Annotated in this window: 25 protein-coding genes and 2 other annotated features (1 of these 27 running past the window's edge); all 25 genes read left to right on the forward strand. The window is 39.9% G+C overall.

The window, feature by feature from the left end; all coding sequences use genetic code 11:
• Positions 1–67: a binding site (T-box leader), on the forward strand; it begins 157 nt to the left of the window's first position.
• A 73-nt stretch (positions 68–140) separates the two neighbouring features.
• The 25 genes from cysE (at position 141) to rplW (ending at position 23,625) form a co-directional block, all read left to right on the forward strand.
• Positions 141–797 carry a serine O-acetyltransferase gene (gene cysE, locus ACLHDF_RS30950; protein WP_413922203.1) on the forward strand — a complete coding sequence of 219 codons (657 nt, stop codon included), beginning with the start codon at positions 141–143 and terminating at the stop codon, positions 795–797.
• A complete protein-coding gene (gene cysS / locus ACLHDF_RS30955; protein ID WP_413922204.1) occupies positions 787–2,184 on the forward strand; it encodes a cysteine--tRNA ligase in 1,398 nt (465 codons plus the stop codon). The genes cysE and cysS overlap by 11 nt, the downstream gene beginning before the upstream one ends.
• A 7-nt stretch (positions 2,185–2,191) precedes the next feature.
• Positions 2,192–2,617 carry a Mini-ribonuclease 3 gene (locus tag ACLHDF_RS30960; RefSeq protein ID WP_413922205.1) on the forward strand — a complete coding sequence of 142 codons (426 nt, stop codon included), beginning with the start codon at positions 2,192–2,194 and terminating at the stop codon, positions 2,615–2,617.
• Complete coding sequence (gene rlmB / locus ACLHDF_RS30965) at positions 2,607–3,350, forward strand: 23S rRNA (guanosine(2251)-2'-O)-methyltransferase RlmB (protein WP_014462034.1); 744 nt, start codon at positions 2,607–2,609, stop codon at positions 3,348–3,350. The genes ACLHDF_RS30960 and rlmB overlap by 11 nt, the downstream gene beginning before the upstream one ends.
• 2 nt (positions 3,351–3,352) lie before the next feature.
• Positions 3,353–3,862 (forward strand): NYN domain-containing protein, encoded by a 510-nt coding sequence (locus tag ACLHDF_RS30970; protein ID WP_413922206.1) that lies wholly within the window; start codon positions 3,353–3,355, stop codon positions 3,860–3,862.
• Positions 3,863–3,930: 68 nt separating this feature from the next.
• Entirely contained in the window at positions 3,931–4,581 is a 651-nt protein-coding gene (gene sigH, locus ACLHDF_RS30975; RefSeq protein WP_013054910.1) for an RNA polymerase sporulation sigma factor SigH, read from the forward strand.
• 80 nt (positions 4,582–4,661) lie between these two features.
• On the forward strand, positions 4,662–4,811 hold the full coding sequence (rpmG, locus tag ACLHDF_RS30980) for a 50S ribosomal protein L33 (protein WP_013081365.1): 150 nt from the start codon (positions 4,662–4,664) through the stop codon (positions 4,809–4,811).
• A gap of 53 nt (positions 4,812–4,864) precedes the next feature.
• Positions 4,865–5,044 carry a preprotein translocase subunit SecE gene (gene secE / locus ACLHDF_RS30985; protein ID WP_013054912.1) on the forward strand — a complete coding sequence of 60 codons (180 nt, stop codon included), beginning with the start codon at positions 4,865–4,867 and terminating at the stop codon, positions 5,042–5,044.
• Between the two features lie 195 nt (positions 5,045–5,239).
• Positions 5,240–5,773 carry a transcription termination/antitermination protein NusG gene (gene nusG / locus ACLHDF_RS30990; RefSeq protein ID WP_014462032.1) on the forward strand — a complete coding sequence of 178 codons (534 nt, stop codon included), beginning with the start codon at positions 5,240–5,242 and terminating at the stop codon, positions 5,771–5,773.
• Positions 5,774–5,938: 165 nt separating this feature from the next.
• The gene (gene rplK, locus ACLHDF_RS30995) at positions 5,939–6,364 is read left to right on the forward strand and encodes a 50S ribosomal protein L11 (protein ID WP_013054914.1); all 426 of its coding nucleotides are present in this window, start codon (positions 5,939–5,941) and stop codon (positions 6,362–6,364) included.
• Between the two features lie 110 nt (positions 6,365–6,474).
• The gene (gene rplA / locus ACLHDF_RS31000; protein ID WP_013054915.1) at positions 6,475–7,170 is read left to right on the forward strand and encodes a 50S ribosomal protein L1; all 696 of its coding nucleotides are present in this window, start codon (positions 6,475–6,477) and stop codon (positions 7,168–7,170) included.
• A gap of 66 nt (positions 7,171–7,236) precedes the next feature.
• Positions 7,237–7,380 (forward strand) — a sequence feature (ribosomal protein L10 leader region).
• A 40-nt stretch (positions 7,381–7,420) separates the two neighbouring features.
• On the forward strand, positions 7,421–7,921 hold the full coding sequence (rplJ, locus tag ACLHDF_RS31005; RefSeq protein ID WP_116741835.1) for a 50S ribosomal protein L10: 501 nt from the start codon (positions 7,421–7,423) through the stop codon (positions 7,919–7,921).
• A 44-nt stretch (positions 7,922–7,965) separates the two neighbouring features.
• The gene (gene rplL, locus ACLHDF_RS31010) at positions 7,966–8,328 is read left to right on the forward strand and encodes a 50S ribosomal protein L7/L12 (protein WP_013054917.1); all 363 of its coding nucleotides are present in this window, start codon (positions 7,966–7,968) and stop codon (positions 8,326–8,328) included.
• Positions 8,329–8,440: 112 nt separating this feature from the next.
• Positions 8,441–9,043, forward strand: a complete 603-nt coding sequence (locus tag ACLHDF_RS31015) for a class I SAM-dependent methyltransferase (protein WP_413922207.1) — start codon at positions 8,441–8,443, stop codon at positions 9,041–9,043.
• A gap of 245 nt (positions 9,044–9,288) precedes the next feature.
• A complete protein-coding gene (gene rpoB, locus ACLHDF_RS31020) occupies positions 9,289–12,852 on the forward strand; it encodes a DNA-directed RNA polymerase subunit beta (RefSeq protein ID WP_013081368.1) in 3,564 nt (1,187 codons plus the stop codon).
• A 62-nt stretch (positions 12,853–12,914) separates the two neighbouring features.
• Positions 12,915–16,508, forward strand: coding sequence for a DNA-directed RNA polymerase subunit beta' (gene rpoC, locus ACLHDF_RS31025; protein WP_413922208.1), 3,594 nt, complete (start codon positions 12,915–12,917; stop codon positions 16,506–16,508).
• 131 nt (positions 16,509–16,639) lie between these two features.
• Positions 16,640–16,888, forward strand: a complete 249-nt coding sequence (locus tag ACLHDF_RS31030; RefSeq protein ID WP_413922209.1) for a 50S ribosomal protein L7ae-like protein — start codon at positions 16,640–16,642, stop codon at positions 16,886–16,888.
• A 99-nt stretch (positions 16,889–16,987) separates the two neighbouring features.
• Positions 16,988–17,410 carry a 30S ribosomal protein S12 gene (gene rpsL / locus ACLHDF_RS31035; protein WP_413922210.1) on the forward strand — a complete coding sequence of 141 codons (423 nt, stop codon included), beginning with the start codon at positions 16,988–16,990 and terminating at the stop codon, positions 17,408–17,410.
• 65 nt (positions 17,411–17,475) lie between these two features.
• Complete coding sequence (gene rpsG, locus ACLHDF_RS31040; RefSeq protein WP_013054923.1) at positions 17,476–17,946, forward strand: 30S ribosomal protein S7; 471 nt, start codon at positions 17,476–17,478, stop codon at positions 17,944–17,946.
• 57 nt (positions 17,947–18,003) lie between these two features.
• Positions 18,004–20,082: an elongation factor G gene (gene fusA, locus ACLHDF_RS31045; protein ID WP_413922211.1), complete on the forward strand. Its 2,079-nt coding sequence runs from the start codon at positions 18,004–18,006 to the stop codon at positions 20,080–20,082.
• Positions 20,083–20,198: 116 nt separating this feature from the next.
• Positions 20,199–21,389 (forward strand): elongation factor Tu, encoded by a 1,191-nt coding sequence (gene tuf, locus ACLHDF_RS31050; protein ID WP_413922212.1) that lies wholly within the window; start codon positions 20,199–20,201, stop codon positions 21,387–21,389.
• A 317-nt stretch (positions 21,390–21,706) separates the two neighbouring features.
• Positions 21,707–22,015 (forward strand): 30S ribosomal protein S10, encoded by a 309-nt coding sequence (rpsJ, locus tag ACLHDF_RS31055; protein WP_013054926.1) that lies wholly within the window; start codon positions 21,707–21,709, stop codon positions 22,013–22,015.
• Between the two features lie 41 nt (positions 22,016–22,056).
• Positions 22,057–22,686, forward strand: coding sequence for a 50S ribosomal protein L3 (gene rplC, locus ACLHDF_RS31060; protein WP_413922213.1), 630 nt, complete (start codon positions 22,057–22,059; stop codon positions 22,684–22,686).
• A 28-nt stretch (positions 22,687–22,714) separates the two neighbouring features.
• Positions 22,715–23,338 (forward strand): 50S ribosomal protein L4, encoded by a 624-nt coding sequence (gene rplD / locus ACLHDF_RS31065; protein WP_413922214.1) that lies wholly within the window; start codon positions 22,715–22,717, stop codon positions 23,336–23,338.
• Positions 23,338–23,625, forward strand: coding sequence for a 50S ribosomal protein L23 (gene rplW, locus ACLHDF_RS31070; RefSeq protein WP_013054929.1), 288 nt, complete (start codon positions 23,338–23,340; stop codon positions 23,623–23,625). Before rplD ends, rplW begins: the two co-directional genes overlap by 1 nt.
• Positions 23,626–23,649 lie beyond the last annotated feature (24 nt).

The raw sequence follows: 23,649 nt of genomic DNA on the forward strand, positions 1-23,649 counted from the left end.
TATGAGAGCAGAGTTGGGATTGTTTGTTGATCCAAACAGAGTGGAACCGCGTATATACGTCTCTGTGTCATTTGACATAGGGGCGTTTTTTTATACAATCAATGAATAGATAGAGGGAATAGCGGAATTGGGGTGAGATGATGCTAAAGTTGTTAAAGGAAGATATTGAGGCCATATTTGAACAAGATCCTGCAGCAAGAAGTTATATTGAAGTGATATTAACCTATTCGGGGTTGCATGCTATTTGGGCACATAGATTAGCCCACGGGCTTTTTAAAAGAAAGTGGTTTTTTCTAGCACGTGTAATCTCACAAGTTAGTCGATTCTTCACAGGGATTGAAATTCATCCGGGTGCTAAAATTGGCCGCCGATTTTTTATTGACCACGGAATGGGAATTGTTATTGGGGAAACGTGCGAAATTGGAGATAATGTAACAGTATATCAAGGAGTAACACTCGGAGGAACAGGGAAAGAAAAAGGAAAGCGTCACCCGACGATTGAAGACAATGTCTTAATCGCAACAGGTGCTAAGGTGCTGGGATCGATTACGATTCATGCGCACTCCAAAATTGGAGCAGGATCAGTTGTATTAAATGACGTTCCAGAAAATTCAACGGTTGTTGGTATCCCTGGCCGAGTCGTCATTCAAAATGGCGTCCGAATTCCAAAAGATTTGAATCATCAAGATTTGCCAGATCCAGATGCAGAGCGTTTCAAACAGCTAGAGAAAGAAGTTTTACATCTGCAAAATCAATTAAAGGAATTAAAAGAAGGGAAGATTCACCATGGCAATTAAGCTATATAACACGTTAACACGTCAAAAAGAGACGTTTGTACCGTTAGAAGAAAACAAAGTCAAAATGTACGTGTGCGGACCAACTGTTTATAACTACATTCATATTGGAAATGCACGTCCTGCGATTGTATTTGATACGGTGCGCCGTTATTTGGAGTTTAGAGGTTACGATGTGGAGTATGTCTCAAACTTCACAGATGTAGATGATAAATTAATTAAGGCGGCAAAAGAGTTAGGAGAAGATGTTCCAACAATCGCAAATCGCTTCATTGATGCCTACTTTGAAGATACGTCGGCTCTTGGATGCAAGCATGCTGATGTGCACCCACGCGTAACTGAAAATATGGATATCATTATTGAGTTCATCGATGAACTGGTGAAAAAAGGCTATGCATATGAGTCAGAGGGTGATGTATATTATCGTACGCGTAAGTTTGAGGGGTACGGCAAATTATCACACCAATCCATTGATGAATTACAATCCGGTGCTCGTATAGAGGTTGGAGAAAAGAAAGAAGATCCATTAGACTTTACTCTTTGGAAAGCAACCAAAGATGGAGAGATTGCTTGGGATAGCCCTTGGGGTCAAGGAAGACCGGGCTGGCATATTGAGTGCTCAGCAATGGCACGCAAGTATTTAGGTGATACAATCGATATTCACGCAGGTGGCCAGGACTTAGCTTTCCCTCATCATGAAAATGAAATTGCCCAATCAGAGGCTCTCACTGGGAAATCGTTTGCGAAATACTGGCTTCATAACGGATATATCAATATTGACAATGAAAAGATGTCTAAATCACTAGGGAACTTCGTGTTAGTCCACGACATTATTAAAAAGCATGATCCTTCCCTACTTCGATTCTTTATTTTATCTGTTCACTATCGTCACCCGATTAACTATAACGAAGAAATTTTAGAGAATACGCGCAAAGGGTTTGAACGCCTGCAAACAGCCTACGGTAACCTAACTCACCGTCTAGAGGCAGCAACAAATCTTCAAGAAGATACTTCAGAATGGTTCGAAAAGCTAAAAGAGCTTCGTGAAACGTTTGTTAAAGAAATGGATGATGATTTTAATACGGCAAATGCCATTTCTGTTCTGTTTGAGCTAGCAAAGCAAGCTAACTTGTATTTATTAGAACAAACAACGTCTACAGGTGTAATTGAAGCCTTTATTAAAGAATTTAAAGAATTAGGTTCCGCAATAGGCATTACGTTTGGAGAAGCTGAGCTTTTAGACGAAGAAATCGATCAATTGATTCAAGATCGCATTCAAGCTCGTAAAGATCGTAATTTCCAACTAGCAGATCAAATTCGAGATGAATTAAAAGCTAAAAACATTATCTTAGAAGACACGTCGCAAGGAACAAGATGGAAAAGAGGATAATAGTGTTATGAGCAGCAGTAAATTAGATGTAAAACAGCTAAATAGCTTAGCTCTTGCTTATATGGGTGATGCGGTGTTTGACTTACATGTTCGCCGCCACCTGCTGGTGTTAGGGACAGTGCGCCCTAACCAGCTTCATAATAAAGCTAAAAAATATGTATCAGCAAAAGCACAAGCGCAAATCGTGTATTATTTTAAAAACGAAAACTTTTTTACAGAAGAAGAAGAAGGTGTACTGCGCCGGGGACGTAATGCGAAGTCCGGTACAGTACCTAAAAATACAGATGTGCAAACGTATCGCTACAGTACGGCATTTGAAGCGGTCATAGGCTATTTGTATCTCTTAGGTAAAGAAGAAAGAATGATGGAACTTATTAATAAAGCTATCTCTTTCGTTGATGAAGGAGAGGGAGGAATGAATCATGGAACATGAATTTATCATTGGGCGTAATCCGGTCCTAGAAGCCCTAAAGTCTGGGCGCGACATTAACAAACTATGGATTGCTGAAGGATCGCAAGGCGGTTCTATGGGACAAATCACGCAGTTAGCAAAGCGTAATGGTGTATTGGTGCAGTTTGTACCAAAAAAGAAAATTGAGCAAATGGTAGACGGTATTCATCAAGGAGTAGCTGCACAAGTTGCTGCTTATCAGTATGCAGAGTTAGATGATTTATTTAACTTAGCAGAAAAACGTAATGAAAGTCCGTTTTTTCTTCTGTTAGATGAGCTTGAAGATCCACATAATTTAGGTTCTATTATGCGAACAGCCGATGCTGTTGGCGCACACGGTATCATTATTCCAAAGCGCCGTTCAGTCGGATTAACAGCGACTGTAGCAAAGGCGTCTACAGGAGCGATTGAACATATTCCCGTAGCAAGGGTAACAAACCTATCAAGGACGATTGATGAATTAAAAGATCGAGGCGTATGGATTGTTGGAACAGATGCGAAAGAAAGCGACGATTACCGCAATTTAGATGGAGGTATGCCGCTTACGTTAGTGATTGGAAGCGAAGGAAAAGGCATGAGTCGTTTGATTCGTGAAAAATGCGACTTTCTTGTACAGCTTCCAATGGTTGGGCATGTTACATCGTTAAATGCATCTGTAGCAGCCAGTCTTCTCATGTATGAGGTTTATCGAAAACGTCATCCTCTAGGTGAATAAAAATGGATATTCTACTGGTGGATGGTTATAACATGATAGGTGCGTGGCCGGACCTAAGAAAGCTTAGAGATAATGATTTAGCCAGTGCTCGAGACCTGTTAATCGAAAAAATGGCAGAGTATCAAGCGTATATGGGTTATCGTGTCATTATTGTATTCGATGCTCACATGGTCGAAGGAATTGAAAAGAAGGCAAAAAATCATAAGGTTGACGTTGTATTTACAAGAGAAAATGAAACAGCGGATGAGTACATTGAAAAGCTGGCTCAAGAGCTAAACAATGTGAAAACACAGATTTATGTTGCCACATCTGATTTTACAGAGCAGTGGGCAATCTTTGGACAAGGTGCGCTTAGAATTTCTGCTCGAGAATTATACAACGAAATTGAGCAAATCGAGAAACATATTAATCTTGATGTGAAGTCTATTCAAAATCAAAAGCCAGCGGCACGTATTCAACTTTCCAATCAAGTAGCCGAAATTTTCGAAAAATGGCGTCGGGGACAGCGGTGAGGTTATTGACGGTACAGAATTAGCTACTGTATAATATTTCTATCTACTGTGCGGTCGGGGGGATCGATATGGGCGATAATTATGGGAGAAAACTGCATGCTCATTTCGAACAACAAGAAGATGAAACAGTTGTCGATCTTGTGCATAAAGGCGATATTGACGCATTGGAGTATTTGATTCATAAATACAAAAACTTTGTGCGAGCAAAGGCGCGGTCATATTTTTTAATTGGGGCAGACCGTGAAGATATTGTACAAGAAGGTATGATAGGGTTATATAAGGCAATTAGAGATTTTAGAGAAGATAAGTTAACTTCGTTTAAAGCTTTTGCTGAACTTTGCATTACCAGGCAAATCATTACCGCTATTAAAACCGCAACAAGGCAAAAACATATTCCATTAAACTCTTATGTATCATTGGACAAGCCAATATATGATGAAGAGTCCGACCGAACCCTAATGGATGTTATTTCGGGGACAAAAGTAGCAAATCCAGAAGAGTTGCTCATTAATCGAGAGAAGTTTGATGATATTGAATTAAAGATGGCTGAACTGTTAAGTGACCTTGAGCGAAAAGTTCTCGTTCTTTATTTAGATGGTCAATCTTATCAAGAGATCTCAGAAGAGTTAAACCGCCACGTCAAATCCATCGATAATGCACTTCAGCGTGTGAAGAGAAAATTGGAGCGCTACCTCGAGATTCGCGAAATCACAATGTAGCCTTTATCCTCATATTGACATGCTAAGAAAGTCTGTGATACTTTTTTATAGACATTATCACTTTATAGGTGGTTGACATTATGCGTAAAAAAGTTGTACTTGCGTGTGTGCAATGCGCTAGTCGTAACTATACGACTATGAAAAATACACAGCAAAACGAAGAGCGTTTAGAGATGAAGAAGTTTTGCAAAACGTGTAACGCACATACGATTCATCGTGAAACAAAGTAGATCAATAATCTGCACAGACTAATACCCCTTTTACTTTATTGGAGGTTACAAACATGAACCGTGTAGGAAATTTCTTGCGTGATGTTGGGCGTGAGATGAAGAAGGTAAGTTGGCCTAAAAAAAATGAGCTAACTCGTTATACAATTACTGTTATTTCTACAGTTGTATTTATGACACTCTTTTTTGTAGTAGTTGATTACGGAATTTCGTCACTTATTCGTTTAATCCCTTGAATAAATTGACTTAAATCATGGTATAATAAAGCTAAATTATGTTTTTTTCAGAAAAGCCCGGAGACGGGTTTTTTAATTTGCTTTAAGAATGATTGTGCTAGGGGTCAACTATTTTCCTAGTGCGTTGTCTGTGCAATAGATTAGGACATCTTATTTTATAGTGAGCTGGGAGGGAAGGACGTATAGTCCTCAGAAATGGAGAAAAATTGGTATGTAGTTCATACTTATTCTGGATATGAAAATAAAGTAAAAACAAACTTAGAAAAGCGCGTAGAAACAATGGGTATGCAAGATAAAATTTTCCGCGTTGTTGTTCCTGAAGAAGAAGAAAGAGAAATTAAGAACAACAAAGAAAAAATCACAAAGAAAAAAGTATTCCCAGGCTACGTATTAGTTGAAATCATCATGACGGATGATTCATGGTATGTAGTTCGTAATACACCTGGTGTTACGGGCTTTGTAGGTTCAGCAGGTTCAGGCTCAAAGCCGACTGCCCTTCTACCAGAAGAAGTAGAAATGATCTTAAAACAAATGGGCATGGACGAGCAGCATGCTGACTTCGACTTTGAACTAAAGGAAACAGTATTGGTTCAAGAAGGTCCGTTTGCTAACTTTGAAGGTACCATTGAAGAAATCGATACAGATAAACGCAAAGTTAAGGTTCATGTTGATATGTTCGGAAGACAAACGCCAGTAGAGCTAGACTTTACACAAATTGAAAAAATATAATCTTTAAGACCTTGCAATTCATGAAGTTTAATGTTAATATTTCATAAGTCAGTATGTCTCAAAACTAGAGACTAAAACAACTATTTCTTTATTTTATATATAAAGAACATTGAGTGGGAGGGCATCGCCCTATTACCACATCACGGACTTAAGGAGGTGTGTCTCGTGGCTAAAAAAGTAATTAAACTTGTTAAGTTACAAATTCCTGCAGGTAAAGCAAATCCAGCGCCACCAGTTGGTCCTGCATTAGGTCAAGCCGGTGTTAACATCATGGGTTTCTGTAAGGAGTTTAACGCTCGCACAGCTGATCAAGCTGGTCTTATCATTCCTGTTGAAATCACGGTATTTGAAGACCGTTCATTTACATTTATTACGAAAACTCCACCTGCTGCTGTACTACTTAAGAAAGCGGCTGGTATTGAGTCTGGTTCTGGTGAACCAAACCGTAATAAAGTTGCAACAGTCAAGCGTGACAAAGTGCGTGAGATTGCTGAAACTAAAATGCCTGACTTAAACGCTGCTAGCGTTGAATCTGCAATGCGCATGGTAGAAGGTACAGCGCGCAGTATGGGAATCGTAGTTGAAGACTAATTCCATTTGATTGGGTGTTAGAAGGTTGCGAGAAATGGAAGTTTTCCTATGCTCGCAACCTTTATTAGTGGGAGGTTATTCCGTTAAAACCACATAAGGAGGAAATAAAAATGGCTAAAAAAGGTAAAAAGTACGTTGAAGCTGCTAAGCTTGTAGATCGTACACAAACTTATTCAGTACAAGAAGCGATTGAATTAGTAAAGAAAACAAACACAACTAAATTTGATGCAACTGTAGAAGTAGCATTCCGTTTAGGAGTTGACCCTAAGAAAGCTGACCAACAAATTCGTGGTGCAGTAGTACTACCAAACGGTACAGGTAAAACTCAACGTGTATTAGTATTCGCTAAAGGCGAAAAAGCTAAAGAAGCTGAAGCTGCAGGCGCTGACTACGTTGGCGATGCTGACTACATCAACAAAATCCAACAAGGTTGGTTCGAGTTCGATGTAATCGTAGCTACTCCAGACATGATGGGGGAAGTTGGTAAACTTGGTCGTGTATTAGGACCTAAAGGTTTAATGCCAAACCCTAAAACTGGTACAGTAACATTTGACGTTCAAAAAGCAGTTAACGAAATCAAAGCTGGTAAAGTAGAATACCGCGTTGATAAGGCTGGTAACATTCACGTACCAATCGGTAAAGTATCTTTCGAAGAGAGCAAGTTAGTTGAAAACTTCACTACAATCTTCGAAACTATGGTAAAAGCTAAGCCGGCAGCAGCAAAAGGCACATACATGAAGAACGTAGCTGTTACTTCAACAATGGGCCCTGGTATCAAAGTTGATACTGCTTCATTCTCTGCTTAATAAATTTGGAAATAAATCGGTGTTGACTTTTTAAAAGTCCCTGATTATAATAGATAATGTTGTTAAAAAAGAATAACATTTTTACCGTAGACAGTAGGTGCTGCAAAGCTTAATTTCCTACCGAGGTGTGTGAGATAAATTAGTGAAACGTTATGGTTCGCTTACTACACCTCCATGTCTTTATTGTCATGGAGGTTTTTTATTGCACCTTGTCTGAGTGTACGGAAGGAAATCTACAGGAGGTGTAAAGATGAGCAACGTAATTGAACAAAAGAAACAAGTCGTAGACGAAATTGCTGAAAAACTTCAAGCGAGTAACTCAACAGTTGTCGTTGACTACCGTGGTTTGAATGTTGCTGAAGTTACTGAACTTCGTAAGCAATTACGTGAAGCAGGCATTGAGTTCAAAGTTTACAAAAACACTTTAACTCGCCGTGCTGTAGAAAAACTTGAACTAACAGGTCTTAATGATGCGTTAGTTGGTCCAAATGCAATCGCATTTGGTGGAGAAGATGTTGTTGCTCCAGCTAAAATTCTAAACAACTTCGCTAAAGAACACGAAGCATTAGAAATCAAAGCTGGTGTAATTGAAGGTAATGTTGCATCTGTTGAAGAAATTAAAGCACTTGCAGAACTACCATCTCGCGAAGGCTTACTTTCTATGTTGCTTAGCGTGCTTCAAGCTCCAATTCGCAACCTTGCTCTTGCTACAAAAGCTGTGGCAGATCAAAAAGAAGAACAAGGTGCATAATCTAGTCTGTTATATATAACACAATCACAAGGAGGAAATTAACAATGACTCAAGAACAAATCATTGAAGCAGTTAAAAATATGACTGTTTTAGAACTTAACGATTTAGTAAAAGCAATTGAAGAAGAATTTGGCGTAACTGCTGCTGCTCCTGTAGCTGTAGCTGGCGGTGCTGCTGGTGAAGCTGCTGCTGAGAAAACTGAATTTGACCTAGTACTTGAAAGTGCTGGCGGCCAAAAAATCAAAGTTATCAAAGTAGTACGTGAAATCACTGGTCTTGGCTTAAAAGAAGCTAAAGAAATCGTTGATAACGCTCCAAAAGCTCTTAAAGAAGGTATTTCTAAAGAAGAAGCTGAAGAAGCAAAAGCTAAACTTGAAGAAGTTGGCGCTTCTGTAGAAGTTAAGTAATTATTGCTTAGCAACTGATATAAAAAAGCTCGCTTGTACAAGCGAGCTTTTTTGCTTCTGTCATCCTTTTCATTTATAGTAAAGAAGAACATATTGATTAGGAGGTTCTATTTTGACAGAACATTATTTTTCTAATACACCATCGTCTGCAAGTAATGAAGAGCGCTTTTCATTTGAATTGAGAGGAACCTCTTTTTCGTTTACGAGTGACCGCGGTGTTTTTTCAAAAAAAGAGATCGATTTTGGATCTCGCCTGTTAATTGAAACTTTTCAAATGCCCGAGAGTCCCGGCCCGCTTTTAGACGTTGGGTGCGGATATGGCCCAGTTGGGTTGGCGCTTGCAAAAGAGGATAGTCAAAGAAACGTTCATATGGTGGATGTGAATGAACGTGCATTAGCATTAGCTCGAAAAAATGCTGAAGCTAATTCGGTATCAAATGTTTCAATCTATCAAAGCTCTTGTTATAAAAATGTGAAGGAAACGAATTTTGCAGCTATTCTTAGTAATCCGCCGATCCGTGCGGGTAAAAAAGTAGTTCATGAAATTCTAGAACAGTCATTAGATCACCTTGCTGATCAAGGGAAACTTTGGATTGTGATTCAGAAAAAGCAAGGAGCACCATCTGCTCTTGCGAAATTAGAATCTTTATTTAATGAAGTAGAAGTAGTAGAAAAGAAAAAAGGGTATTATATCATATGTGCTAAAAAATGTTGACTAATATTTTTTAGTATGTTAGCATTATAAAATGCCAATATATAAATATTCCATATAGGCTCGGGTTATACATAAAATAAAAGGTATAATTTTGAATTATATGGGAAAAACTAATAAAATCAATAGTACGTTTTTATGAAATTGTGGTTTTCTATTTAAAGAGACCATTTTTCTTTTGTTCAATAATAAACATATGGTTTATTATATATTTTGAATAATAACGCTTGATTTGAGGGGTGAATCAGTTGACAGGTCAACTAGTTCAGTATGGACGCCACCGCCAACGCAGAAGTTATGCTCGTATTAGTGAAGTTTTAGAGTTACCGAACTTAATCGAGATTCAAACGGCTTCATACCAATGGTTTTTAGATGAAGGTTTACGAGAAATGTTCCAAGATATTTCTCCAATTGATGATTTTACAGGTAACTTATCACTAGAATTTATTGATTACAGCTTAGGTGAGCCAAAGTATTCAGTAGGAGAGTCTAAAGAACGTGATGTAACTTATGCAGCACCTCTTCGTGTTAAGGTGCGGTTAATTAATAAAGAAACAGGTGAAGTAAAAGACCAAGATGTGTTCATGGGAGATTTCCCATTGATGACCGAAACAGGTACCTTTGTAATTAATGGTGCTGAGCGTGTTATCGTATCACAGTTGGTTCGTTCACCAAGTGTTTACTATAGTGGAAAGCTTGATAAAAACGGTAAAAAAGGATATACAGCAACTGTTATCCCTAACCGTGGTGCATGGCTAGAATATGAAACTGATGCAAAAGATGTAGTATACGTACGTATTGATCGTACTCGTAAACTGCCAGTAACAGTGCTGTTACGCGCGCTAGGTTTCGGTTCTGACCAAGAGATTATCGATTTAATCGGTGATAATGAATATATCCGTAATACGCTTGAAAAAGATAATACGGAAACAACGGAAAAAGCGCTATTAGAAATCTATGAGCGTTTACGTCCGGGTGAACCGCCGACAGTTGAGAATGCGAAATCTCTCTTAGTATCTCGCTTCTTTGATCCAAAACGATATGACTTAGCAAACGTAGGTCGCTATAAAATTAATAAAAAGCTTCATATCAAACATCGCTTATTTAATCAAAAACTAGCTGAAACATTAGTTGATCCTGAAACAGGTGAAATTATTGCAGAAAAAGGCGCAATGATTGACCGCCGTCTGCTAGACCGCTTGATTCCGATGCTTGAAGGTGGAGTAAACTTCAAAACTTATAGTCCGGTTGGTGGAGTAGTAGAAGATGATGTTACATTACAATCTATTAAGATATATGCGCCAAATGATCCAGAAGGTGAAAAAATTATCACTGTATCAGGCAACGCATATGTAACAGAAGAAGTTAAAAATATCACACCTGCTGATATTTTAGCATCAATCAGTTACTTCTTTAACTTGCTTCATCAAGTAGGAGATACAGATGATATCGACCACTTAGGTAACCGTCGTCTGCGTTCTGTAGGTGAATTGTTACAAAACCAATTCCGTATCGGTTTATCTCGTATGGAACGTGTTGTTCGTGAAAGAATGTCAATTCAAGACACGAATACAATTACACCTCAACAATTAATTAATATCCGTCCAGTTATTGCGGCGATTAAAGAGTTCTTTGGAAGTTCTCAATTATCACAATTCATGGATCAAACGAATCCATTAGGAGAATTGACGCACAAACGTCGTCTTTCAGCTTTAGGACCTGGTGGTTTAACGCGTGAGCGCGCTGGTTTCGAAGTGCGTGACGTTCACTATTCTCACTATGGTCGTATGTGTCCGATTGAAACGCCAGAGGGTCCGAATATCGGGTTAATCAACTCACTCTCTTCTTATGCAAAAGTAAACAAATTCGGTTTCATCGAAACACCTTACCGTCGTATCGATCCTGAAACGGGTAAAGTGACAGAACGAATTGACTACTTAACAGCTGATGAAGAAGATAACTATGTTGTAGCCCAAGCGAACGCTCGTCTAGGTGATGATGGTTCATTCTTAGATGAAAACGTTGTTGCACGTTTCCGTGGAGAAAATACGGTTATTCGTCGCGATCGTTTAGACTATATGGATGTATCACCAAAACAAGTTGTATCTGCCGCTACAGCGTGTATCCCATTCTTAGAGAACGATGACTCTAACCGTGCATTAATGGGTGCGAACATGCAACGTCAAGCAGTACCTTTATTAAATCCTGAAGCACCAATCGTAGGTACAGGTATGGAGTACGTATCTGGTAAAGACTCTGGTGCAGCCGTGATTTGTAAATACCCTGGTGTTGTAGAGCGCGTAGAAGCAAAACAAATTTTTGTTCGCCGCTATGAAGAAGTAGACGGACAAAAAGTTAAAGGTAACTTAGATCAATACAAATTATTAAAATTCGTTCGTTCTAACCAAGGTACTTGTTACAACCAACGCCCAATTGTTTCAGTGGGCGACGAAGTAGTAAAAGGCGAGATCTTAGCCGACGGTCCTTCAATGGAAAAAGGTGAGCTTGCTTTAGGACGAAATGTAATGGTTGGTTTCATGACATGGGATGGTTACAACTATGAAGATGCCATCATCATGAGTGAACGCCTTGTGAAAGACGATGTATATACGTCTGTTCATATTGAAGAATATGAATCTGAGTCTCGTGATACGAAACTGGGGCCTGAAGAAATTACGCGTGACATTCCAAACGTAGGTGAAGATGCGCTTCGTAACTTAGATGAGCGTGGAATCATCCGCATTGGTGCAGAAGTAAAAGATGGAGATCTTTTAGTTGGTAAAGTAACGCCAAAAGGTGTAACAGAACTAACAGCTGAAGAACGTCTTCTACACGCTATTTTCGGTGAAAAAGCGCGTGAAGTTCGTGATACTTCTCTTCGTGTACCACACGGTGGCGGTGGAATTATTCTAGATGTTAAAGTCTTCAACCGTGAAGATGGCGACGAATTACCACCAGGTGTAAACCAATTAGTCCGTGTATACATTGTTCAGAAGCGTAAAATTTCTGAAGGTGACAAAATGGCCGGTCGTCACGGTAACAAAGGTGTAATTTCACGTATTTTACCTGAAGAAGATATGCCTTACCTACCAGACGGTACGCCAATTGACATCATGTTAAACCCATTAGGGGTACCATCCCGTATGAACATCGGTCAGGTGCTAGAGCTTCATTTAGGTATGGCTGCTCGTAAGCTTGGCATTCACGTTGCGTCTCCAGTATTTGATGGTGCGCGTGAGGAAGATGTTTGGGCAACAATCGAAGAAGCTGGCATGTCTCGTGATGCTAAAACAGTTCTATATGATGGTCGAACAGGTGAACCATTCGATAACCGTGTATCAGTAGGGATCATGTACATGATCAAACTTGCTCACATGGTAGATGACAAACTTCACGCTCGTTCTACCGGACCATACTCACTTGTTACACAGCAACCACTTGGTGGTAAAGCGCAGTTCGGTGGACAGCGTTTTGGTGAGATGGAAGTATGGGCACTTGAAGCATACGGTGCTGCTTACACGTTACAAGAGATCTTAACAGTGAAATCAGACGACGTAGTAGGTCGTGTGAAAACATACGAAGCAATTGTTAAAGGTGAAAACATTCCAGAACCTGGCATACCTGAATCGTTCAAAGTATTAATTAAAGAACTACAAAGTTTAGGTATGGATGTGAAGATGCTTTCTGCTGACGAGCAAGAAATTGATATCATGGATTCAGAAGAGGACCATGAGCAACCAACAGAATCAATTATTGCAGATAACGAAGAAAGCCTTTCTGAAGGACAAAAAGATCCTGTCACAAAAGAGTAAGGAATTACTTTCATATAAACGTTAAGGGAAAAAACCTGTAGATTAAAAGGGAGGTAGGCTCCTTGCTAGATGTAAATAACTTTGAGTATATGAAAATCGGTCTAGCTTCGCCAGATAAAATTCGTTCTTGGTCGTACGGTGAGGTAAAAAAACCTGAAACGATCAACTATCGTACGTTAAAACCTGAAAAAGACGGCTTATTCTGTGAGCGTATTTTCGGTCCACAAAAGGACTGGGAATGTCACTGCGGAAAATATAAGCGCGTTCGTTATAAAGGTGTTGTATGTGATCGTTGTGGCGTAGAAGTTACGCGCGCAAAAGTTCGTCGTGAACGCATGGGTCACATTGAACTAGCTGCACCTGTTTCACATATTTGGTACTTCAAAGGTATTCCTAGCCGCATGGGACTTGTCTTAGACATGTCCCCTCGTGCGCTAGAGGAAATCATTTATTTTGCTTCTTATGTGGTAACAGATGCTGGTGATACACCACTTGAAAAGAAACAGCTTTTATCAGAGAAAGAATACCGTGCGTATCGTGAGAAGTACGGACAAACTTTCCACGCAGCAATGGGTGCTGAAGCTGTTAAGAAATTATTGCATGACATTGATCTTGATAAAGAAGTAGATGCTTTAAAAGAAGAATTGAAAACTGCTCAAGGTCAACGTCGTACACGTGCTATTAAACGTTTAGAAGTACTAGAGGCTTTCCGTCATTCTGGTAACGAACCTTCTTGGATGATCTTAGATGTTCTACCGGTTATTCCACCAGAACTTCGTCCAATGGTTCAACTAGATGGTGGACGCTTTGCTACGTCTGATTTAAATGATTTATATCGCCGTGTAATTAACCGTAACAACCGCTTAAAGCGTTTATTAGACCTTGGAGCTCCTAGCATTATCGTTCAAAACGAAAAGCGTATGCTTCAAGAGGCTGTAGATGCATTAATCGATAATGGTCGTCGTGGCCGTCCGGTAACAGGACCAGGTAATCGTCCATTAAAATCTCTTTCTCACATGTTAAAAGGTAAGCAAGGTCGCTTCCGTCAAAACTTATTAGGTAAACGTGTTGACTACTCTGGCCGTTCGGTAATCGTTGTAGGTCCGAACTTAAAGATGTATCAATGTGGTCTTCCAAAGGAAATGGCGTTAGAGCTTTTCAAACCTTTCGTAATGAAAGAGCTTGTTGAACGCGGTTTAGCTCATAACATCAAGAGTGCAAAACGTAAAATTGAACGCGTGCAACCTGAAGTATGGGACGTATTAGAATCGGTTATTAAAGAGCATCCAGTTCTTTTAAACCGTGCACCAACGCTACACAGATTAGGTATTCAAGCATTTGAACCTACGCTTGTAGAAGGTCGCGCTATCCGTCTTCACCCGCTTGTATGTACAGCATATAACGCTGACTTTGACGGTGACCAAATGGCGGTTCACGTTCCGTTATCTGCAGAAGCACAAGCAGAAGCACGTATCTTAATGCTTGCTGCTCAAAATATCTTGAACCCTAAAGATGGTAAACCAGTTGTTACACCTTCACAGGATATGGTATTAGGTAACTACTACTTAACACTTGAGCGTGAAGATGCAGTTGGAGAAGGTATGGTGTTCAAAGATACGAATGAAGCACTATTAGCGTACCAAAACGGTTATGTGCATCTTCATACACGTGTAGCTGTGTATGCAGGTTCTTTAAACAATGAAACGTTTACAGAAGCACAAAATCAACAATTGCTTGTTACAACGGTTGGTAAATTAGTTTTTAACGAAATTTTACCAAAATCGTTCCCATACATTAACGAACCAACAAGAGAAAACTTAGAAGTAAAAACTCCTGAGAAGTATTTTGTTGAAAAGGGTGCAGATGTGAAGGAATTCATCAAGAATCAACCGGCTATCGCACCGTTCAAGAAAAAAATCTTAGGTAATATCATCGCTGAAGTATTTAAACGTTTCAAAATTACTGAAACATCTAAAATGCTTGACCGCATGAAAGACCTAGGTTTCAAATATTCTACTAAAGCTGGTATTACAGTTGGTGTAGCTGATATCGTTGTTTTAGGAGAAAAAGAAGTTATCTTAACAGAAGCACAAGCAAAAGTAGATAACGTACTAAAACAATTCCGTCGCGGTTTAATTACTGAAGATGAGCGTTATGACCGTGTTATCTCTGTATGGAGTAGTGCAAAAGACGTTATCCAAGGTAAATTAATGGCGTCATTAGACAAACGAAACCCAATCTTCATGATGAGTGACTCTGGTGCCCGTGGTAACGCATCTAACTTCACTCAGCTTGCAGGTATGCGTGGACTAATGGCCAACCCGTCTGGTCGTATCATCGAGTTACCAATCAAATCTAGTTTCCGTGAAGGTTTAACAGTATTAGAGTACTTTATCTCTACCCATGGTGCACGTAAAGGTCTTGCCGATACGGCTCTTAAAACAGCTGATTCAGGTTACCTTACTCGTCGTCTGGTTGACGTGGCACAAGACGTTATCGTACGTGATGACGACTGTGGTACAGACCGTGGTATTCTGGCTGTTGCAATCAAAGAAGGAACAGAAGAAATTGAAAAACTTGATGAGCGTCTAATTGGACGTTATGCAAGAAAAACAGTGCTTCACCCAGGAACAAATGAAGTGTTAGTTAAAGAAAACGAACTAATTACAGAAGACCTAGCTGAAACAATTGTGAATGCTGGTGTTGAAGAAGTATGGATTCGTTCTGCATTCACTTGTAACACTCGCCACGGTGTATGTAAAAAATGTTACGGTCGTAACCTTGCGACTGGTTCAGAAGTTGAAGTGGGTGAAGCAGTTGGTATCATCGCTGCTCAATCTATCGGTGAGCCAGGTACACAGTTAACGATGCGTACATTCCATACAGGTGGGGTTGCTGGAGACGATATCACTCAAGGTTTACCGCGTATCCAAGAGATCTTCGAAGCGCGTAATCCTAAAGGTCAAGCCGTTATTTCTGAAATTGAAGGTACAATTGCCAGCATTTCTGAAGGACGCGATCGTCAGCACGAAATTACTGTTCAAGGCGACATTGAAACTCGTTCTTACACAGCTCCGTACAGTGCACGTCTGAAAGTTATTGAAGGACAGCGTATTGCACGTGGTCAAGAATTAACAGAAGGTTCAATTGATCCTAAAGAATTACTAAAAGTAAAAGACATCACGGCTGTACAAGAGTACTTGCTTCGTGAGGTGCAAAAAGTATACCGTATGCAAGGGGTAGAAATTGGAGATAAGCACGTAGAGGTAATGGTTCGCCAAATGCTTCGTAAAGTGCGCGTAATGGATTCAGGAGATACAGATGTATTACCAGGCTCATTACTTGATATTCACCAATTCACTGATGCAAATGAAAAAGTATTACTTGAAGGCAATCGTCCAGCGACAGGCCGTCCTGTATTACTTGGTATTACAAAAGCATCTCTTGAAACTGATTCCTTCTTATCTGCTGCATCATTCCAAGAAACAACGCGTGTTCTTACAGATGCTGCAATCAAAGGAAAACGTGATGAGTTGCTTGGACTTAAGGAGAATGTTATCATTGGTAAGCTAGTTCCGGCTGGTACAGGTATGACGAGATATCGTAATGCTGAACCAATCAAAAACCAAGCTGAAGAAACGGTAACAATCGACTAATTATAAAATCATTACTCTAGAATGGATGTTTTTTTAAAAAACTACAAAACGTTAGTTGACATCCATTCTAGGGAATGATACTATATCAAAGGTGCTCCTATAAACTACCTGTTACTTTGGAGGATATGATAATGTCTTATGAAAAAGTATTACAGGCTGATCATATTATTGTAGGAACAAAGCAGACGGTGAAAGCATTAAAAAAAGGTACAGTAAAGGAAGTCATCATTGCTGAAGATGCTGATCTTTATGTCACATCTATTGTGGTAAAAACAGCACAGCAAGAAAACGTTCCGTATACGTATGTCCCTTCTATGCGAAAGCTTGGTCAAGCTTGTAGGATAGAAGTTAACGCTGCAACTGTTGCAATTATTAGTTAACACGTTTTTGAACTTTTAGTTTCAAAGACTTTGTTTTTTGCTAAAAAATGAACCACCTGGATGTGTGGTCTTACAAAAGGCGAAAGGAGGAAAATTTAAATGCCTACTATTAACCAATTAATCCGTAATGGTCGTGTGAGCAAAGGTAAAAAATCTGACTCACCTGCTTTAAACAAAGGTTACAACAGCTTCAAAAAAGCTCAAACTAACCAATCTTCTCCACAAAAACGTGGTGTATGTACACGTGTGGGTACTATGACACCGAAGAAACCGAACTCGGCTCTTCGTAAATATGCTCGTGTACGTTTAACAAACGGTATCGAGGTAACAGCTTATATCCCAGGTATTGGTCACAACTTACAAGAACACAGCGTGGTACTTATCCGCGGTGGACGTGTAAAAGATTTACCAGGGGTACGTTACCATATCGTACGTGGTGCACTTGATACTGCTGGTGTGGATGGCCGTATGCAAGGTCGTTCTAAATATGGTACTAAGCGACCAAAAGCAGCTAAAAAATAATAGCTTAACAATTAATAGCTTAACAAATAATAGATAAACTTTTAAAAGTGAAAGGAGGAAGTAGAATGCCACGTAAGGGACCTGTTGCAAAAAGAGACGTATTACCAGATCCGATTTACAATTCTAAGCTTGTATCTCGCTTAATCAACAAAATGATGCTTGATGGAAAGCGCGGTAAGTCACAAGCTATTCTTTATAGAGCATTCGATTTAGTACAAGAGCGCAGTGGTAAAGAAGCTATGGAAGTATTCGACCAAGCTCTTAAAAACATCATGCCTGTACTAGAAGTTAGAGCACGCCGTGTAGGGGGTTCTAACTACCAAGTTCCTGTAGAAGTACGCCCAGAGCGTCGTACTACTTTAGGTCTTCGTTGGTTAGTAAACTATGCTCGTCTTCGTGGAGAAAAAACGATGGAAGAGCGTTTAGCTAACGAAATCCTTGATGCAGCTAACAACACTGGTGCTGCAGTTAAGAAGCGTGAAGATACTCACAAAATGGCAGAAGCTAACAAAGCATTTGCTCATTACCGTTGGTAATCTTTTAACGAAACTTTTTAAAAAACAAACTAAAATATGGAAGGAGAAATACCTAAGATGGCAAGAGAGTTCTCCTTAGAAAACACTCGTAATATTGGGATCATGGCTCACATTGATGCTGGTAAAACAACAACAACTGAGCGTGTTCTTTATTATACTGGCCGTATCCATAAAATTGGTGAAACTCATGAAGGAGCTTCACAAATGGACTGGATGGAGCAAGAGCAGGAACGTGGTATCACTATCACGTCTGCTGCGACAACTGCTTCTTGGAAAGGTCACCGCGTTAACATCATCGATACTCCTGGACACGTAGACTTCACTGTTGAAGTTGAGCGTTCATTACGTGTACTTGATGGCGCTGTGGCAGTTCTTGATGCTCAATCTGGTGTTGAGCCTCAAACAGAAACAGTATGGCGTCAAGCGACTACGTACGGTGTTCCCCGTGTCGTATTCGTTAACAAAATGGACAAAATTGGTGCTGACTTCTTGTACTCTGTAAAAACGATCCACGATCGTTTAGGTGCAAATGCTCACCCAATTCAGTTGCCGATTGGTGCTGAAGATGAGTTCGAAGCAATCATTGACCTAGTGGAAATGAAAGCATACTTCTACGAAGATGACTTAGGTACTCGTTCAGAAGCTCGTGAAATTCCTGAGGAATACAAAGAGCAAGCTGAAGAATACCGTGCAAGCTTAGTAGAAGCTGTTGCAGAACTTGACGAAGAATTAATGATGAAGTACTTAGACGAAGGCGAGCTTACAGTTGAAGAACTAAAAGCTGGTATCCGTAAAGGTACTTGTGACGTTGAATTCTACCCAGTTATCTGTGGTTCAGCATTCAAAAACAAAGGTGTACAATTAATGCTAGATGCGGTAATCGATTACCTACCATCTCCAGTTGATGTACCAGCAATCCAAGGTATCGTACCTGACACAGAAGAAGAAGTTACGCGTGAGTCTAGCGACGACGCTCCTTTCTCAGCATTAGCGTTCAAAGTTATGACGGACCCTTATGTTGGTAAATTAACATTCTTCCGTGTGTACTCTGGTGTACTAAACTCTGGTTCTTACATCAAAAACTCTACAAAAGGTAAGCGTGAGCGTGTAGGTCGTATCCTACAAATGCATGCTAACTCTCGTGAAGAGATTTCTGAAGTATACGCTGGAGATATCGCGGCAGCTGTAGGATTAAAAGATACAACTACTGGTGATACGCTATGTGACGAAAAGAATCTTGTAATTCTTGAGTCTATGGAATTCCCAGAGCCAGTTATCTCTTTATCTGTTGAGCCAAAATCAAAAGCTGACCAAGATAAAATGACTACAGCTCTTCAAAAGTTACAAGAAGAAGATCCAACTTTCCGTGCGGAAACTAATACAGAGACTGGTCAAATCATCATCTCTGGTATGGGTGAGCTTCACCTTGATATCATCGTTGACCGTATGCGTCGCGAATTCAAAGTAGAAGCAAACGTTGGTGCTCCTCAAGTAGCTTACCGTGAAACTTTCCGCGGTAGTGCGAGAGTTGAAGGTAAATTCGCACGTCAATCTGGTGGTCGTGGACAATTCGGTCACGTTTGGATTGAGTTCGAACCTAACGAAGAAGGAAAAGGCTTTGAATTTGAAAACAAAATCGTTGGTGGTGTAGTTCCACGTGAATACATCCCTGCAGTTCAAGCTGGTCTTGAAGATGCATTACAAAACGGTGTTCTTGCTGGTTACCCAGTAATCGATGTAAAAGCTGCTTTAGTTGATGGATCTTACCATGACGTTGACTCAAGTGAGATGGCGTTTAAAATTGCCGCTTCTATGGCTCTTAAAAACGCAGTATCAAAATGTAACCCAGCTATCCTTGAGCCAATGATGAAGGTAGAAGTTGTTATCCCTGACGAATACTTAGGAGATATCATGGGTGACGTTACGTCTCGTCGTGGACGTGTAGAAGGTATGGAAGCACGCGGTAACGCTCAAGTTGTACGTGCATTCGTTCCACTTTCTGAAATGTTTGGTTATGCAACTGCATTACGTTCAAACACTCAAGGTCGCGGAACATATTCTATGCACTTCGATCACTACGAAGAAGTTCCTAAATCAATTTCAGAAGAAATTATTAAAAAAAATAAAGGTGAATAATTGATTTTCACTCTTTATTGAAGTATAACTACTTATGTACGCTGTGAAAGTGGAGTTCATTCCCTTTCACGGCCTCATAAAACATAAACTACATGAATTTTAAGGAGGATTTTCGAATGGCTAAGGAAAAATTCGACCGTTCAAAAACACATGCCAATATCGGTACAATTGGTCACGTTGACCATGGTAAAACAACTTTAACAGCTGCTATCACTACTGTTCTTGCTAAGAAAAGTGGTAAAGGTGCAGCAATGGCTTACGACATGATCGACGCTGCTCCAGAAGAGCGCGAGCGTGGAATCACAATCTCAACTGCACACGTTGAGTATGAAACTGACACTCGTCACTATGCACACGTTGACTGCCCAGGACATGCTGACTACGTTAAAAACATGATCACTGGTGCTGCTCAAATGGATGGCGGTATCTTAGTAGTATCTGCTGCTGATGGTCCAATGCCACAAACTCGTGAGCACATCCTTCTTTCTCGTCAAGTAGGTGTACCTTACCTAGTTGTATTCTTAAACAAATGTGACATGGTAGACGACGAAGAGCTACTTGAATTAGTAGAAATGGAAGTACGTGACCTTCTTTCTGAATATGATTTCCCTGGTGACGATGTACCAGTAATCAAAGGTTCTGCTCTTAAAGCTCTTGAAGGCGACGCTGACTGGGAAGCTAAAATCATCGAGCTTATGGACGCTGTTGATGAGTACATCCCAACTCCAGAACGTGACACTGAAAAACCATTCATGATGCCAGTTGAGGACGTATTCTCAATCACTGGTCGTGGTACAGTTGCTACAGGTCGTGTAGAGCGTGGACAAGTTAAAGTTGGTGACGTTATTGACATCATCGGTTTAACTGAAGAGCCAAAATCTACTACTGTAACAGGTGTAGAAATGTTCCGTAAGCTTCTTGACTATGCTGAAGCTGGCGACAACATCGGTGCTTTACTTCGTGGTGTAGCACGTGAAGATATCCAACGTGGACAAGTATTAGCTAAACCAGGCTCAATCACTCCACACACTAAATTTACTGCTGAAGTATACGTTCTTTCTAAGGACGAAGGTGGACGTCACACTCCATTCTTCTCAAACTACCGTCCACAGTTCTACTTCCGTACAACTGATGTAACTGGTATTTGTAACTTACCTGAAGGCGTAGAAATGGTAATGCCTGGCGACAACATCGAAATGACTGTTGAACTTATCGCTCCAATCGCGATTGAAGAAGGTACTAAATTCTCAATCCGTGAAGGTGGACGTACAGTAGGCGCTGGCGTTGTAGCTAAAATCAGCGAGTAATTTCTCGTATCAGTAAAAAAAGGAGTAGGGTAACCTACTCCTTTTTTATTTGGTGATAAAAGGTAAAGATAGTTTTTACTATTACACTTGCAAAATGATCTCCTTTTATATATAATGAAAAAAGTGTGCGACACATAAAAAGTTTTTTAACTTTGTTGTTGCAATATGAACCCATTTTTAGTATAATAAAAATGTTGGTCTTTGACTGCGATGATGCGGAAGGTTGCCGACACACCCGGCCGCTTTGCCATGGCGAGTGTGGGGAAATTTCCGCGGAGAATGTCTATTGTAAAGTAGGCGAAAAAGGAGGGAAAATAATGGCAAAAGAAAAAATTCGCATTCGTTTAAAAGCATATGATCACAGAATTCTTGATCAATCTGCTGAAAAAATCGTAGAAACTGCAAAACGTTCTGGTGCGGCTGTATCTGGTCCGATTCCATTACCGACTGAAAAATCAATTTATACAATTCTACGTGCAGTACACAAATATAAAGATTCTCGTGAGCAGTTCGAAATGCGCACGCATAAACGCTTAATTGATATCGTGAATCCAACACCACAAACTGTTGATTCATTAATGCGTTTAGACTTACCATCTGGTGTAGATATCGAAATTAAACTTTAATTTAAAATAAAGAATGAAAAGATACTTAGGAGGTGTGACTAATGGCCAAAGGAATCTTAGGAAGAAAGATCGGTATGACTCAAGTATTTGCTGAAAATGGTGACTTAATCCCAGTAACAGTAATTGAAGCTTCTGCTAACGTAGTTCTTCAAGTTAAAAACGCTGAGACAGACGGTTACGAAGCAATCCAATTAGGTTTCGAAGATATCCGTGAAAAACTATCTAACAAACCTGCAAAAGGACATGCTACTAAAGCTAATACTGCTCCTAAGCGCTTCATCCGTGAGTTACGCGGTGTGGACGCTTCAGCATATGAAGTTGGTCAAGAAGTCAAGGTTGATATTTTCGCAGAAGGCGATGTAATTGATGTAACAGGAATCTCAAAAGGTAAAGGTTTCCAAGGTGCTATTAAACGCCACGGACAATCTCGTGGACCTATGTCTCATGGTTCTCGCTACCACCGTCGCCCAGGTTCAATGGGTCCTGTAGCTCCAAACCGCGTATTCAAAGGTAAATTATTACCAGGACGCATGGGTGGAGAGCGCATCACTGTGCAAAACTTATCAATCGTTAAAGTTGACGCAGAACGCAATCTTTTATTAGTAAAAGGTAACGTGCCAGGAGCTAGAAAATCTCTAGTTACTGTTAAAACTGCAGTTAAATCTAAATAATAATTCTTCGAGAAAGGAGGAATAACCAATGCCAAAAGTAGCATTGTTTAACCAAAACGGTGAAAACGTTGGAGAAATCGAACTTCAAGATGCCGTTTTCGGTATCGAACCAAACAATAAAGTACTTTTCGACGCGATCGTAATGCAACGCGCATCTCAACGTCAAGGTACTTCTAAAGTTAAAAATCGTTCTGAAGTAAGAGGCGGTGGCCGTAAGCCATGGCGTCAAAAAGGTACTGGTCGTGCTCGTCAAGGATCTATCCGTTCTCCACAATGGCGTGGCGGTGGCGTAGTATTTGGTCCAGTTCCAAGAAGCTATAGCTACAAATTACCTAAAAAAGTTCGTCGTTTAGCAATTAAGTCTGCATTATCAACTAAAGTTCAAGATAACAACATCGTTGTTGTTGAGGCTCTTTCTTTTGATGCTCCAAAAACAAAAGAAATGGTAGCAGTACTTAAAAACCTAACAGTAGAACGCAAAGCATTAGTAGTAACTGCTGATCTTAACGATAACGTTGCACTTTCAGCACGTAATATTCCTGGTGTAACAGTTGTTGCAGCTAACGGGTTAAACGTATTAGACGTTGTTAACCACGACAAGCTTGTAATCACTAAAGACGCAGTTGAAAAAGTAGAGGAGGTGCTTGCATAATGAAAGATCCTCGTGATATTATTAAGCGCCCCGTAATTACAGAACGTTCAACAGACTTAATGGCTGAGAAAAAATATACGTTTGATGTTGATGTAAGAGCTAATAAAACTGAGGTTAAAGATGCTATCGAAAAAATCTTTGACGTAAAAGTTGAAAAAGTAAACATCATGAACTACAAAGGTAAATTCAAGCGTGTAGGTCGCTACAGTGGTCTTACTAACCGTCGTCGTAAAGCGGTAGTAACACTAACTCAAGAGAGCAACGAAATCGAATTCTTCGAAGCTTAAGATTACTAGAGAAGGAGGGAAATT

The organism is Priestia megaterium, from assembly GCF_046599315.1.
Classification (GTDB): Bacteria; Bacillota; Bacilli; order Bacillales; family Bacillaceae_H; genus Priestia; species Priestia megaterium_F.